The 15,340-nt window shown below is 49.5% G+C and carries 13 protein-coding genes; all 13 read left to right on the top strand.

Features of this window, described 5'->3' with window-relative positions; translation table 11 throughout:
- Position 1: 1 nt before the first annotated feature.
- Positions 2-1,438 (top strand): mannose-1-phosphate guanyltransferase, encoded by a 1,437-nt coding sequence (cpsB, locus tag HEN21_RS18690; protein WP_176252680.1) that lies wholly within the window; start codon positions 2-4, stop codon positions 1,436-1,438.
- 101 nt (positions 1,439-1,539) lie between these two features.
- Positions 1,540-2,910: a colanic acid biosynthesis phosphomannomutase CpsG gene (cpsG, locus tag HEN21_RS18685; protein ID WP_183082926.1), complete on the top strand. Its 1,371-nt coding sequence runs from the start codon at positions 1,540-1,542 to the stop codon at positions 2,908-2,910.
- A 128-nt stretch (positions 2,911-3,038) separates the two neighbouring features.
- On the top strand, positions 3,039-4,433 hold the full coding sequence (gene wcaJ / locus HEN21_RS18680; protein ID WP_176252682.1) for an undecaprenyl-phosphate glucose phosphotransferase: 1,395 nt from the start codon (positions 3,039-3,041) through the stop codon (positions 4,431-4,433).
- A 1-nt stretch (position 4,434) separates the two neighbouring features.
- A complete protein-coding gene (gene wzxC, locus HEN21_RS18675) occupies positions 4,435-5,913 on the top strand; it encodes a colanic acid undecaprenyl disphosphate flippase WzxC (RefSeq protein ID WP_085460860.1) in 1,479 nt (492 codons plus the stop codon).
- A 71-nt stretch (positions 5,914-5,984) separates the two neighbouring features.
- Positions 5,985-7,265 carry a colanic acid biosynthesis pyruvyl transferase WcaK gene (gene wcaK / locus HEN21_RS18670; RefSeq protein WP_176252683.1) on the top strand — a complete coding sequence of 427 codons (1,281 nt, stop codon included), beginning with the start codon at positions 5,985-5,987 and terminating at the stop codon, positions 7,263-7,265.
- Positions 7,262-8,482 (top strand): colanic acid biosynthesis glycosyltransferase WcaL, encoded by a 1,221-nt coding sequence (gene wcaL, locus HEN21_RS18665; protein WP_000862690.1) that lies wholly within the window; start codon positions 7,262-7,264, stop codon positions 8,480-8,482. The genes wcaK and wcaL overlap by 4 nt, the downstream gene beginning before the upstream one ends.
- Before the next feature lie 10 nt (positions 8,483-8,492).
- Positions 8,493-9,887, top strand: coding sequence for a colanic acid biosynthesis protein WcaM (gene wcaM / locus HEN21_RS18660; protein ID WP_176252684.1), 1,395 nt, complete (start codon positions 8,493-8,495; stop codon positions 9,885-9,887).
- A gap of 174 nt (positions 9,888-10,061) precedes the next feature.
- A complete protein-coding gene (gene galF, locus HEN21_RS18655) occupies positions 10,062-10,955 on the top strand; it encodes a UTP--glucose-1-phosphate uridylyltransferase GalF (protein ID WP_000183032.1) in 894 nt (297 codons plus the stop codon).
- A gap of 371 nt (positions 10,956-11,326) precedes the next feature.
- Positions 11,327-12,412, top strand: a complete 1,086-nt coding sequence (gene rfbB, locus HEN21_RS18650) for a dTDP-glucose 4,6-dehydratase (protein ID WP_000699456.1) — start codon at positions 11,327-11,329, stop codon at positions 12,410-12,412.
- A complete protein-coding gene (gene rfbD / locus HEN21_RS18645) occupies positions 12,412-13,311 on the top strand; it encodes a dTDP-4-dehydrorhamnose reductase (RefSeq protein ID WP_001023613.1) in 900 nt (299 codons plus the stop codon). Before rfbB ends, rfbD begins: the two co-directional genes overlap by 1 nt.
- Before the next feature lie 58 nt (positions 13,312-13,369).
- Positions 13,370-14,248: a glucose-1-phosphate thymidylyltransferase RfbA gene (gene rfbA, locus HEN21_RS18640; protein ID WP_105285102.1), complete on the top strand. Its 879-nt coding sequence runs from the start codon at positions 13,370-13,372 to the stop codon at positions 14,246-14,248.
- 4 nt (positions 14,249-14,252) lie between these two features.
- Positions 14,253-14,798: a dTDP-4-dehydrorhamnose 3,5-epimerase gene (gene rfbC / locus HEN21_RS18635; protein ID WP_183082925.1), complete on the top strand. Its 546-nt coding sequence runs from the start codon at positions 14,253-14,255 to the stop codon at positions 14,796-14,798.
- Positions 14,799-14,801: 3 nt separating this feature from the next.
- The coding region (locus HEN21_RS18630) for an oligosaccharide flippase family protein (protein ID WP_183082924.1) at positions 14,802-15,340 on the top strand (539 nt) is incomplete at its 3' end.

The following is a 15,340-nucleotide window of genomic DNA, read 5'->3' as shown; positions in this document are numbered from 1 at the left end:
TATGGCGCAGTCGAAACTCTATCCAGTCGTGATGGCAGGTGGCTCCGGGAGCCGCTTATGGCCGCTTTCCCGCGTACTTTACCCCAAGCAGTTTTTATGCCTGAAAGGCGATCTCACCATGCTGCAAACCACCATCTGCCGCCTGAACGGCGTGGAGTGCGAAAGCCCGGTGGTGATTTGCAATGAGCAGCACCGCTTTATTGTTGCGGAACAGCTGCGTCAACTGAACAAACTTACCGAGAACATTATTCTCGAACCGGCAGGGCGTAACACTGCCCCTGCCATTGCGCTGGCGGCGCTGGCGGCAACACGTCATAGCCCTGAGAGCGATCCGTTAATGCTGGTGCTGGCGGCGGATCATGTAATTGCAGATGAAGACGTTTTTCGCGCCGCCGTGCGTAACGCCATGCCGTATGCCGAAGCGGGCAAACTGGTGACTTTCGGCATTGTGCCGGATCTACCAGAAACCGGTTATGGCTATATTCGTCGTGGCGAGGTTTCTGCGGGCGAGCAGGATGCGGTGGCTTTTGAAGTGGCGCAGTTTGTCGAAAAACCGAATCTGGAAACCGCTCAGGCCTATGTGGCAAGCGGCGAATATTACTGGAATAGCGGCATGTTCCTGTTCCGCGCCGGACGTTATCTCGAAGAACTGAAAAAATATCGCCCGGATATTCTCGACGCCTGTGAAAAAGCGATGAGCGCCATCGATCCGGATCTCGATTTTATTCGTGTGGATGAAGAGGCGTTTCTGGCCTGTCCGGAAGAGTCGGTGGACTACGCGGTCATGGAACGCACGGCAGATGCGGTTGTGGTGCCGATGGATGCGGGCTGGAGCGATGTCGGTTCCTGGTCTTCATTATGGGAGATCAGCGCCCACACTGCCGAGGGCAACGTTTGCCATGGCGATGTGATTAATCACAAAACCGAAAACAGCTATGTGTATGCCGAATCTGGCCTGGTCACCACAGTCGGGGTGAAAGATCTGGTCGTGGTGCAGACCAAAGACGCGGTGCTGATTGCCGACCGGAACTCGGTGCAGGATGTGAAAAAAGTGGTCGAGCAGATCAAAGCCGATGGTCGCCATGAGCATCGGGTGCATCGCGAAGTGTATCGCCCGTGGGGCAAATATGACTCTATCGACGCAGGCGACCGCTATCAGGTGAAACGCATTACAGTGAAACCAGGTGAGGGCTTGTCGGTACAGATGCACCATCACCGCGCGGAACACTGGGTAGTGGTAGCGGGAACGGCAAAAGTCACCATTGACGGTGATATCAAACTGCTTGGCGAAAACGAGTCCATTTATATTCCGCTGGGGGCGACGCATTGCTTGGAAAACCCGGGGAAAATTCCGCTCGATTTAATTGAAGTGCGCTCCGGCTCTTATCTCGAAGAGGATGATGTGGTGCGCTTCGCGGATCGCTACGGACGGGTGTAGCAGTTGAATAATCAACCGGATTAATTCTCCGGTAAATAACGACAAAAACAAAATTGGCCGCTTCGGTCAGGGTCAACTATTGCCTGAAAAAGGGTAACGACATGAAAAAATTAACCTGCTTTAAAGCCTATGATATTCGCGGAAAATTAGGCAAAGAACTGAATGAAGATATTGCCTGGCGCATTGGCCGCGCCTATGGCGAATTCCTTAAACCGAAAACCATTGTTTTAGGCGGTGATGTCCGTCTCACCAGCGAAACCTTAAAACTGGCGCTGGCAAAAGGTTTACAGGATGCGGGCGTCGATGTGCTGGATATCGGCATGTCCGGCACCGAAGAGATCTATTTTGCCACGTTCCATCTCGGTGTTGATGGCGGCATTGAAGTCACTGCCAGCCATAATCCGATGGATTACAACGGCATGAAGCTGGTGCGCGAAGGGGCTCGCCCGATCAGCGGCGATACCGGACTGCGCGACGTCCAGCGTCTGGCAGAAGCCAACGACTTCCCGCCTGTCGATGAAACAACACGCGGTCGCTATCAGCAAATCAATCTGCGTGACGCTTACGTTGATCACCTGTTCGGTTATATCAATGTCAAAAACCTCACGCCGCTCAAACTGGTGATCAACTCCGGGAACGGCGCGGCGGGGCCGGTGGTGGACGCTATTGAAGCCCGCTTTAAAGCTCTCGGTGCGCCTGTGGAATTAATCAAAGTGCACAACACGCCGGACGGCAATTTCCCCAACGGTATTCCTAACCCGCTGCTGCCGGAATGCCGCGACGACACCCGTAATGCAGTCATCAAACACGGCGCGGATATGGGCATTGCTTTTGATGGCGATTTTGACCGCTGTTTTCTGTTTGACGAAAAAGGGCAGTTTATCGAGGGCTACTACATCGTCGGCCTGCTGGCAGAAGCGTTCCTCGAAAAAAATCCCGGGGCGAAGATCATCCACGATCCGCGTCTTTCCTGGAACACCATCGATGTGGTGACTGCCGCAGGCGGTACGCCGGTGATGTCGAAAACCGGACACGCCTTTATTAAAGAACGTATGCGCAAGGAAGACGCCATCTACGGCGGCGAAATGAGCGCGCATCATTACTTCCGTGATTTCGCCTACTGCGACAGCGGCATGATCCCGTGGCTGCTGGTAGCCGAACTGGTGTGCCTGAAAGGAAAAACGCTGGGCGAACTGGTACGCGACCGGATGGCAGCATTCCCGGCAAGCGGTGAGATCAACAGCAAACTGGCGCACCCCGTTGAGGCGATTAATCGCGTCGAACAGCATTTTAGCCGTGAGGCGCTGGCGGTGGATCGCACCGATGGCATCAGCATGACCTTTGCCGACTGGCGCTTTAACCTGCGCTCCTCCAACACCGAACAGGTGGTGCGGTTGAATGTGGAATCGCGCGGTGATGTGCCGCTGATGGAAGCGCGAACGCGAACTCTGCTGACGTTGCTGAACGAGTAATGTCATTACTTTCCCCCTCACCCTGACGCTCTACTGCCTGCGGAGAGAAGAGAGCACGGAACTTTCTTCTCCCCCTCGCCCCTTTGGGGAGAGGGCCGGGGTGAGGCGACAATAGAACAGGAACAACGATGACAAATCTAAAAAAGCGCGAGCGAGCGAAAACCAATGCATCGTTAATCTCTATGGTGCAACGCTTTTCAGATATCACCATCATGTTTGCCGGACTATGGCTGGTTTGCGAACTCAGCGGACTGTCATTCCTCTACATGCACCTGTTGGTGGCGCTGATTACGCTGGTGGTGTTCCAGATGCTGGGCGGCATCACCGATTTTTATCGCTCATGGCGCGGTGTTCGGGCAGCGACAGAATTTGCCCTGTTGCTACAAAACTGGACGTTAAGTGTGATTTTCAGCGCCGGACTGGTGGCGTTTAACAATGATTTCGACACGCAACTGACAATCTGGCTGGCGTGGTATGGGCTGACCAGTATCGGACTGGTGGTTTGCCGTTCGTGCATTCGTATTGGTGCGGGCTGGCTGCGTAATCATGGCTATAACAAGCGTATGGTTGCCGTGGCGGGGGATTTAGCTGCCGGGCAAATGCTGATGGAGAGCTTCCGTAATCAACCGTGGTTAGGGTTTGAAGTGGTGGGCGTATACCATGACCCGAAACCGGGCGGCGTGTCTAACGACTGGGCGGGTAACCTGCAACAGCTGGTCGAAGATGCGAAAGCGGGCAAAATCCATAACGTCTATATCGCGATGCAGATGTGCGACGGCGCGCGAGTGAAAAAACTGGTTCATCAACTGGCGGACACCACCTGTTCGGTGCTGCTGATCCCCGACGTTTTTACCTTCAACATTCTCCATTCGCGCATTGAAGATATGAACGGTGTGCCGGTGGTGCCGCTGTATGACACGCCGCTTTCCGGGATTAACCGCCTGATTAAACGTGCGGAAGATATTGTGCTGGCAACGCTGATCCTGCTGCTGATCTCCCCGGTGCTGTGCTGCATTGCGCTGGCGGTGAAACTCAGTTCACCGGGGCCGGTTATTTTCCGCCAGACTCGCTACGGCATGGACGGCAAGCCAATCAAAGTGTGGAAGTTTCGATCCATGAAAGTGATGGAGAACGACAACGTGGTGACCCAGGCGACGCAGAACGATCCGCGCGTCACCAAAGTGGGGAACTTTCTGCGCCGCACCTCACTGGATGAATTGCCGCAGTTTATCAATGTGCTGACCGGCGGGATGTCGATTGTTGGTCCGCGTCCGCACGCAGTGGCGCATAACGAGCAGTATCGCCAGCTTATTGAAGGCTACATGCTGCGCCATAAGGTGAAACCGGGCATTACCGGTTGGGCGCAGATTAACGGCTGGCGTGGCGAAACCGACACGCTGGAGAAAATGGAAAAACGCGTCGAGTTCGACCTTGAGTACATCCGCGAATGGAGCGTCTGGTTCGATATCAAAATCGTTTTCCTGACGGTATTCAAGGGCTTCGTTAACAAAGCGGCATATTGATATGAGCTTACGTGAAAAAACCATCAGCGGCGCGAAGTGGTCGGCGATTGCCACGGTGATCATCATTGGCCTCGGGCTGGTGCAGATGACCGTGCTGGCGCGGATTATCGACAACCACCAGTTCGGCCTGCTTACCGTGTCGCTGGTGATCATCGCGCTGGCAGATACGCTTTCTGACTTCGGTATCGCTAACTCGATTATTCAGCGAAAAGAAATCAGCCACCTTGAACTCACTACGCTGTACTGGCTGAACGTCGGGCTGGGGATTGTGGTGTGCGTGGCGGTGTTTTTGTTGAGTGATCTCATCGGTGACGTGCTGAATAACCCGGATCTGGCACCGTTGATTAAAACATTGTCGCTGGCGTTTGTGGTGATCCCCCACGGGCAGCAGTTCCGCGCGTTGATGCAAAAGGAGCTGGAGTTCAACAAAATCGGCATGATCGAAACCAGCGCGGTGCTGGCGGGCTTTACTTTTACGGTGGTTAGTGCCCATTTCTGGCCGCTGGCGATGACTGCGATCCTCGGTTATCTGGTCAATAGTGCGGTGAGAACGCTGCTGTTTGGCTACTTTGGTCGCAAAATTTATCGCCCCGGTCTGCATTTCTCGCTGGCGTCGGTAGCACCGAACTTACGCTTTGGTGCCTGGCTGACGGCGGACAGCATCATCAACTATCTCAATACCAACCTTTCAACGCTGGTGCTGGCGCGTATTCTCGGCGCGGGCGTGGCTGGGGGCTACAACCTGGCCTATAACGTGGCCGTTGTGCCGCCGATGAAGCTGAACCCGATCATCACCCGCGTGCTGTTTCCGGCGTTTGCCAAAATTCAGGACGACACCGAAAAGCTGCGCGTTAACTTCTACAAGCTGCTGTCGGTGGTGGGGATTATCAACTTCCCGGCGCTGCTCGGGCTGATGGTGGTGTCGAATAACTTTGTACCACTGGTCTTTGGCGAGAAGTGGAACAGCATTATTCCGGTGCTGCAATTGCTGTGTGTGGTGGGGCTGCTGCGTTCGGTGGGTAACCCTATTGGCTCGCTGCTGATGGCGAAAGCGCGAGTCGATATCAGCTTTAAATTCAACGTATTCAAAACCTTTCTGTTTATTCCGGCGATTGTTATCGGTGGGCAGATGGCGGGCGCAATCGGCGTCACGCTTGGTTTCCTGCTGGTGCAGATTATCAACACTATTCTCAGTTACTTCGTGATGATTAAACCGGTGCTCGGTTCCAGTTATCGCCAGTACATCCTGAGCTTGTGGCTACCGTTTTATCTCTCGCTGCCGACGCTGGTGGTTAGTTATGCGCTGGGCGTGCTGCTGAAAGGGCAACTGGCGCTGGCGACGTTGCTGGCGGTGCAAATTACCGCAGGCGTACTGGCGTTTGTGGTGATGATTGTGTTGTCGCGCCATCCGCTGGTGGTGGAAGTGAAACGCCAGTTTTGTCGCAGCGAAAAAATGAAAATGCTTCTACGGGCGGGGTGAATGGTTGTTTTAGGCTCCGGCAATAAAAACAACAACATAACCTCACCTGGCATCAAATTTATGAGGAAAAAATGAAATTACTTATTCTTGGCAACCATACTTGCGGCAATCGCGGCGACAGCGCCATCCTGCGCGGCTTACTTGATGCCATCAACATCCTCAATCCACAAGCCGAAGTGGACGTGATGAGTCGCTATCCGGTCAGTTCTTCCTGGCTGCTTAATCGCCCGGTGATGGGCGATCCGCTATTCCTGCAAATGAAACAACACAACAGCGCAGCGGGCGTTGTCGGGCGCGTTAAAAAAGTCCTCCGTCGCCGCTATCAACACCAGGTATTGCTCTCACGCGTCACCGACACTGGCAAGCTGCGCAATATCGCCATCGCCCAGGGATTCACCGACTTCGTGCGCCTGCTGTCAGGTTACGATGCCATTATCCAGGTCGGCGGATCGTTTTTTGTCGATCTCTACGGCGTGCCGCAGTTTGAACACGCGCTATGCACGTTTATGGCGAAAAAGCCGCTGTTTATGATTGGTCACAGCGTCGGCCCGTTCCAGAATGAGCAATTCAACCAACTGGCGAACTACGTTTTCGGTCACTGCGACGCGTTGATCCTGCGCGAATCGGTCAGTCTTGATCTGATGAAACGCAGCAATATCACCACCGCAAAAGTCGAACATGGCGTCGATACCGCGTGGCTGGTTGATCATCACACCGAAGATTTCACCGCCAGCTATGCCGTTCAACACTGGCTGGACGTTGCCGCACAACAGAAAACTGTGGCAATTACCCTGCGCGAACTGGCACCGTTCGACAAACGCCTTGGCACCACTCAACAAGCGTATGAAAAAGCCTTTGCCGGGGTAGTCAATCGCATTCTCGACGAAGGCTATCAGGTGATTGCGCTCTCCACCTGTACGGGCATCGACAGCTATAACAAAGACGACCGCATGGTGGCGCTCAACCTGCGTCAGTACATCAGCGATCCTGCCCGTTACCACGTGGTGATGGATGAACTTAACGATCTGGAAATGGGCAAAATTCTTGGTGCCTGTGAGCTCACCGTTGGTACGCGGCTGCACTCCGCCATTATCTCCATGAACTTTGCCACTCCGGCAATTGCCATCAACTACGAACATAAATCCGCCGGGATTATGCAGCAGTTAGGGCTGTCGGAGATGGCAATTGATATCCGTCATTTATTAGACGGCAGCCTGCAAGCGATGGTTGCGGATACCTTAGGCCAGCTTCCGGCGCTGAATGCACGACTTAACGAAGCCGTCAGTCGTGAACGCCAGACGGGGATGCAGATGGTACAGTCAGTGCTGGAACGCATCGGGGAGGCGAAATGAAGGTTGGCTTCTTTTTACTGAAATTTCCGCTGTCGTCAGAAACCTTCGTCCTCAATCAAATCACTGCGTTTATTGATATGGGATTTGAGGTGGAGATTGTCGCGCTGCAAAAAGGCGACACGCAAAACACCCATGCGGCATGGACGAAGTACAACCTTGCTGCCAGAACTCGCTGGTTACAGGACGAACCTACGGGCAAAGTGGCGAAACTGCGCCACCGCGCCAGCCAGACCTTACGCGGCATTCATCGTAAAAATACCTGGCAGGCGCTCAACCTCAAACGCTATGGTGCCGAGTCGCGGAACCTGATTTTGTCTGCCATTTGCGGCCAGGTCGTAACACCGCTTCATGCCGATGTCTTTATCGCTCACTTTGGCCCTGCGGGGGTAACCGCAGCAAAATTGCGTGAACTAGGTGTCATTCGCGGCAAAATTGCCACTATCTTCCACGGTATTGATATTTCCAGTCGGGAAGTGCTCAACCATTACACCCCGGAATATCAACAACTGTTTCGCCGTGGCGACCTGATGTTGCCAATAAGCGATCTGTGGGCAGGGAGATTGCAAAAGATGGGCTGTCCGATGGAAAAAATCGCTGTATCGCGCATGGGCGTGGACATGACGCGCTTTAGCCCTCGTCCGGTTAAAGCGCCTGGAACACCGCTGGAGATTATTTCCGTTGCACGTTTAACTGAGAAAAAGGGCCTGCATGTGGCGATCGAATCTTGCCGTCAGCTCAAAGAGCAGGGTGTGGCATTTCGCTATCGCATCCTCGGCATCGGCCCGTGGGAGCGGCGCCTGCGTACGCTCATCGAACAGTATCAACTGGAAGATGTGGTGGAGATGCCGGGCTTTAAACCGAGCCACGAAGTAAAAGCGATGCTCGACGAAGCGGATGTCTTCCTGTTGCCATCGGTAACGGGTGCGGATGGCGATATGGAAGGTATTCCGGTGGCGCTAATGGAAGCGATGGCGGTCGGCATTCCGGTCGTTTCCACTTTGCATAGCGGAATACCAGAACTGGTGGAGGCAGATAAATCTGGCTGGCTGGTGCCGGAAAATGACGCCTATGCACTGGCGCAACGGCTGGCGGCGTTTAGCCAACTGGATACAGACGAACTGGCTCCGGTCGTCAAACGCGCGCGCGAAAAAGTCGAACACGATTTTAACCAGCAGGTGATTAACCGAGAACTCGCCAGCTTGCTGCAAGCTTTATAGAGGAGAACGCATGTCATTTAAAACAATCTCCCGACGCACCTTCCTGACGGCAAGCTCCGCGCTTGCTTTCCTCCATACCCCTTTCGCCCGTGCACTTCCCGCCCGACAAAGCGTTAACATCAACGACTACAATCCGCACGACTGGATCGCCTCATTTAAACAAGCCTTTAGCGAAGGGCAAACGGTCGTCGTGCCCGCCGGATTTGTTTGCGACAACATCAACACCGGCATCTTCATCCCTCCCGGCAAAACGTTACACATCCTCGGTAGTTTGCGCGGCAACGGCAGAGGGCGATTTGTCTTACAGGACGGCAGCCAGGTGACAGGGGTGAAGGGCGGCAGTATGCATAACATCACCCTGGATGTGCGCGGTTCTGACTGCACCATCAAAGGGCTGGCGATGAGCGGCTTTGGCCCGGTAACGCAGATTTATATCGGCGGCAAAAACAAACGGGTTATGCGCAACCTGACCATCGATAACCTGACCGTGAGCCACGCTAATTACGCCATATTACGCCAGGGATTTCACAACCAGATTATCGGTGCCAACATCACCAATTGTAAGTTCAGCAACTTACAGGGCGACGCCATCGAATGGAACGTGGCAATCAACGACCGCGATATTTTAATTTCCGACCACGTAATAGAACGCATCAACTGTACTAATGGCAAAATCAACTGGGGTATCGGCATAGGCCTTGCGGGAAGTACCTACGATAATAACTACCCGGAAGACCAGGCGGTGAAAAACTTTGTTGTGGCGAATATTACAGGATCGGATTGTCGACAGCTGATTCATGTTGAAAATGGTAAACATTTCATTATCCGTAATATCAAAGCGCGTAATATTACGCCTGATTTCAGCAAGAAAGCCGGTATTGATAACGCCACTGTAGCGATATATGGATGTGATAACTTTGTTATTGACAATATAGAAATGGTTAATAGTGCCGGGATGTTAATCGGCTACGGCGTCATTAAAGGCAAGTATCTCTCCATACCGCAAAACTTCAGACTGAATAATATTCATCTTGATAATACGGATCTTACCTGGAAATTGCGTGGAATCCAAATCTCCGCAGGGAATGCTATCTCCTTTGTTGCGCTGACCAATATTGCGATGAAACGTGCTTCTCTGGAGCTACACAACAAGCCGCAGCACCTTTTTATGCGTAATATCAATGTAATGCAAGAATCTTCGGTTGGCCCGGCATTGACCATGAACTTCGACTTGCGTAAGGATGTCCGTGGGACATTTATGGCAAAGAACGAGACGCTACTGTCACTGGTAAATGTTCATGCGGTGAATGAAAAAGGACAAAGCTCTGTCGATATCGACAGGATTAATCACCATGTCGTTAATGTGGAAAAGATAAACTTCAGGCTACCGAAACTGGAACGATAGATTTGCGACCATTCCTGGAAAAATGGCACCATACTTAAGAATAACGCTACTGCAATCCTGGACAAAGCGGCGTAACATCGGAAGGAAATCAGTAATCAATTCAGGGTAATTGATGCTGGCGAAAAAAATCGAACAAGCTATAATTCAGCAACCATTTTACAGGTGGATGAAATAATGACGAATTTAAAAGCAGTTATTCCTGTAGCGGGTCTTGGGATGCATATGTTGCCTGCAACTAAGGCGATTCCTAAAGAGATGCTACCCATCGTCGATAAGCCAATGATTCAGTACATTGTTGACGAGATTGTGGCTGCAGGAATCAAAGAAATCCTCCTGGTAACTCATGCGTCCAAAAACGCGGTCGAAAACCACTTCGACACCTCTTATGAATTAGAATCCCTCCTTGAGCTGCGCGTGAAGCGACAGCTGCTGGCAGAAGTACAGTCCATCTGCCCGCCGGGCGTGACCATTATGAACGTGCGTCAGGGTGAACCATTAGGTTTAGGCCACTCTATTTTGTGTGCCCGACCGGCTATTGGTGATAATCCATTTGTCGTCGTGCTGCCCGATGTGGTTATTGATGATGCCAGCGCCGATCCGTTGCGTTACAACCTTGCAGCAATGATTGCGCGCTTCAATGAAACTGGTCGCAGTCAGGTATTGGCAAAACGTATGCCGGGAGACCTCTCTGAATACTCCGTCATCCAGACTAAAGAGCCGCTGGATCGCGAAGGTAAAGTCAGCCGCATTGTTGAATTTATCGAAAAACCCGATCAGCCGCAGACGCTGGATTCAGACATTATGGCCGTAGGCCGTTATGTGCTTTCTGCCGATATTTGGCCTGAACTGGAGCGCACTCAGCCTGGTGCATGGGGGCGAATTCAGCTCACAGATGCCATTGCTGAACTGGCGAAAAAACAGTCCGTTGACGCAATGCTGATGACTGGTGACAGTTACGACTGTGGTAAGAAAATGGGCTATATGCAGGCGTTTGTAAAATATGGGCTGCGCAACCTGAAAGAAGGGGCGAAGTTCCGCAAAGGCATTGAGAAGTTGTTAAGCGAATAACGAAAATCTGACAGGAAGTGTCGGTAAGTAAGAAATTAAAAACGGCAGTGAAGATTCATAGCATAAGTTTTGCGCATTGAATTTTCCTGCCGTTGTTTTTTTATGAATTTCAATAATAACAATGAGTTAGCAAGCGGCTTCGCGTCAAACTTTTCCAGGATTTTCCTTGTTTCTATGGCTGTTTGGTAAGACAATTAGCGTTTGAATTTTTTGGATTTGGCACGAGCGAGTCAGGTCGTCACATCGTAGTCATGCACGCAGTGCTCTGGTAGCTGTTAAGCCAGGGGCGGTAGCGTGCACTAATGCCTCTATTAATCAATTCTGGAGCAGTCTATTTCACAGCATGCTCTATAGCTATATGGAATAAAAAAGTGAAGATACTTGTAACTGGTGGCGCAGGGTTTATTGGCTCTGCTGTAGTTCGTCACATTATAAATAATACGCAGGACAGTGTTGTTAATGTCGATAAATTGACTTACGCCGGAAACCTGGAATCACTCGCTGAAGTTTCTGATTCTGAACGTTATTCATTTGAGCATGCAGATATCTGCGATGCCGTAGCTATGGCGCGTATTTTCGCACAGCACCAGCCAGACGCGGTGATGCACCTGGCGGCAGAGAGTCATGTTGACCGTTCAATAACTGGCCCTGCGGCATTTATTGAAACCAATATTGTGGGTACTTATGTTCTTTTAGAAGCAGCGCGCAATTACTGGTCTGCTCTGAATGATGAAAAGAAAAAAAGTTTCCGCTTTCATCATATTTCTACTGATGAAGTGTATGGCGATTTACCCCATCCGGATGAAGTAAATAATAACGAAGCGTTACCGCTATTTACGGAAACGACAGCTTACGCGCCAAGTAGCCCATATTCTGCTTCTAAAGCGTCCAGCGATCATTTGGTACGCGCATGGAAGCGGACTTATGGTTTACCGACCATTGTGACTAATTGCTCTAACAATTATGGTCCTTATCACTTCCCGGAAAAACTAATCCCATTGGTTATTCTGAATGCTCTGGAAGGTAAGCCATTACCTATTTATGGTAAAGGGGATCAAATTCGCGACTGGTTGTATGTAGAGGATCATGCTCGTGCGTTATATACCGTCGTAACCGAAGGTAAAGCGGGCGAAACATATAACATTGGTGGACACAACGAAAAGAAAAACATCGACGTAGTGTTCACTATTTGTGATTTGTTGGATGAGATTGTACCGAAAGAGAAATCTTATCGTGAGCAAATTACTTATGTTGCCGATCGCCCAGGACATGATCGCCGTTATGCAATTGATGCCGATAAAATTAGCCGCGAATTGGGCTGGAAACCGCAAGAAACGTTTGAGAGCGGTATTCGTAAAACGGTGGAATGGTATCTGGCTAATACAAATTGGGTTGAGAATGTGAAAAGCGGTGCTTATCAGTCGTGGATTGAACAAAACTATGAGGGCCGTCAGTAATGAATATCCTGCTTTTCGGCAAAACAGGGCAGGTGGGTTGGGAACTGCAACGTGCTCTGGCACCGCTAGGTAATCTGATTGCTCTTGATGTTCACTCCACTGATTATTGTGGCGATTTCAGCAACCCCGAAGGTGTGGCTGAAACTGTCAAAAAAATTCGCCCTGATGTTATTGTTAATGCGGCTGCTCACACTGCAGTAGACAAAGCGGAATCAGAACCGGATTTCGCACAATTACTTAACGCGACAAGCGTCGAAGCGATTGCAAAAGCAGCTAATGAAGTCGGAGCCTGGGTTATACACTACTCCACTGATTATGTTTTCCCAGGCAGCGGTGATACGCCATGGCTGGAAACGGATGCAACAGCACCGCTAAATGTCTACGGTGAAACCAAGCTAGCTGGAGAAAAAGCGTTACAAGAACATTGCGCAAAGCATCTTATTTTCCGTACCAGCTGGGTATACGCTGGTAAAGGAAATAACTTTGCCAAAACGATGTTGCGTCTGGCAAAAGAACGCGAAGAGTTGGCTGTAATAAACGATCAATTTGGCGCACCAACAGGTGCTGAATTGCTGGCTGATTGCACCGCTCATGCCATTCGCGTGGCAGTAAACAAACCCGAAGTTGCTGGTTTGTACCATCTGGTTGCTGGTGGTACAACAACCTGGCACGATTATGCCGCTCTGGTATTTGAAGAAGCGCGCAAAGCGGGGATCAACCTTGCTCTTAACAAACTCAACGCCGTGCCAACAACGGCCTATCCCACACCAGCCCGTCGTCCCCATAACTCTCGTCTCAATACAGAAAAGTTTCAGCAGAACTTTGCGCTTGTCTTACCTGACTGGCAGGTGGGCGTGAAACGTATGCTCAACGAATTATTTACGACTACGGCAATTTAACAAATTTTTGCATCTCGCTCATGATGCCAGAGCGGGATGAATTAAAAGGAATGGTGAAATGAAAACGCGTAAAGGTATTATTTTGGCGGGTGGGTCTGGTACTCGTCTTTATCCTGTGACGATGGCAGTAAGTAAACAACTGCTGCCGATTTATGATAAGCCGATGATTTATTATCCGCTTTCAACGCTTATGTTGGCGGGTATTCGCGATATTCTTATTATCAGTACGCCACAGGATACGCCGCGTTTCCAACAATTGTTGGGGGACGGGAGCCAGTGGGGGCTTAATTTACAGTATAAAGTACAACCGAGCCCGGATGGCCTGGCGCAAGCGTTTATCATTGGTGAAGACTTTATTGGCGGTGATGATTGTGCACTCGTGCTTGGCGATAATATCTTCTATGGACACGACTTGCCGAAATTAATGGAAGCTGCTGTTAACAAAGAAAGCGGTGCAACGGTATTTGCTTATCACGTTAATGATCCTGAACGTTATGGTGTCGTGGAGTTTGATAAGAGCGGAACAGCCATTAGTCTTGAAGAAAAACCATTAGAGCCAAAAAGCAATTATGCTGTAACCGGACTTTATTTCTATGACAATGACGTTGTAGAAATGGCGAAAAACCTTAAACCATCTGCGCGTGGTGAACTGGAAATTACCGATATTAACCGCATTTATATGGAACAAGGACGTTTGTCTGTTGCTATGATGGGGCGCGGCTATGCGTGGCTGGATACAGGGACGCATCAAAGCCTTATTGAAGCAAGCAACTTCATTGCAACGATTGAAGAGCGTCAGGGATTAAAAGTATCTTGCCCGGAAGAGATTGCTTATCGTAAAGGATTTATTGATGCAGAGCAGGTGAAGATATTGGCCGAGCCGCTAAAGAAAAATGCTTATGGTAAGTATCTGCTAAAAATGATTAAAGGTTATTAATAAAATGAACGTAATTGAAACTGAAATTCCTGATGTGCTAATTTTTGAACCAAAAGTATTTGGTGATGAACGCGGTTTCTTTTTTGAGAGCTTTAACCAGAAAGTATTTGAAGAAGCTGTAGGACGGAAGGTTGAATTTGTTCAGGATAACCATTCTAAATCTACTAAGGGAGTAATTAGAGGGTTGCATTTTCAATTGCCTCCTTATTCACAGGCAAAATTAGTACGCTGTGTTGTGGGTGAAGTATATGATGTTGCAGTGGATATAAGAAAAGACTCCAAAACTTTTGGTAAATGGGTTGGAGTAAATATTTCTGCTGAAAATAGGCGTCAGTTGTGGATCCCAGAAGGATTCGCTCATGGATTTGAAGTGATTAGTGATGTTGCTGATTTTTTATACAAAACAAATAATTTTTATAATGCAAAAATGGAAAAAGGTATAAGATGGGATGATGATTTTTTAGCCATTAATTGGAAAGAAGAAAAAGCGATTATCTCAGACAAAGATATGAATCAACCATCATTTAAAGAACTTTTTGAGAAAGTTTAATTGATGAATAATAAACTAGCCAAACAAGGGTTATTATGGAGCACTATTGAAAGGCTAGGAACCCAAGCTATACAATTATTATTAATGTTGTATTTGGGTAGGATTCTTGGGCCAAGCTCTTTTGGTTATGTGGGTATGCTAACTTTATTTCTATCATTAGCTCAGGTTCTAATTGATAGTGGATTTAGTGCAGCATTAATTAGAAAACCGGAGCGTACAGAAAAAGATTATTCGACAGTATTTATATTTAATATTTGTCTTTCAATATTAATATATATTGTACTTTATTGTTCATCCTATTATATTGCTTTATTCTATCAAATACCTTTACTGGAACCTTTACTTGATATATTGGCGTTAACAGTAATTGCAAATGGACTAACGTTAATCCCCAAGGTTCAACTCACCGTAGACGTGAATTTTAAGATTCAAGCTAAAAGTTCACTTATTGCTATTACAAGTAGTAGCATAATTGCGATAACTTTAGCTGCTTTGGATTATGGTGTATGGTCATTGGTTTTCCAATTATTATCATATAGTGT

It is taken from the genome of Escherichia sp. 93.1518 (assembly GCF_013368915.2).
Taxonomy (GTDB): domain Bacteria; phylum Pseudomonadota; class Gammaproteobacteria; order Enterobacterales; family Enterobacteriaceae; genus Escherichia; species Escherichia ruysiae.
Note: the sequence above shows the minus strand (reverse complement) of the source record. Positions and strands in the feature narration are given on the sequence as shown.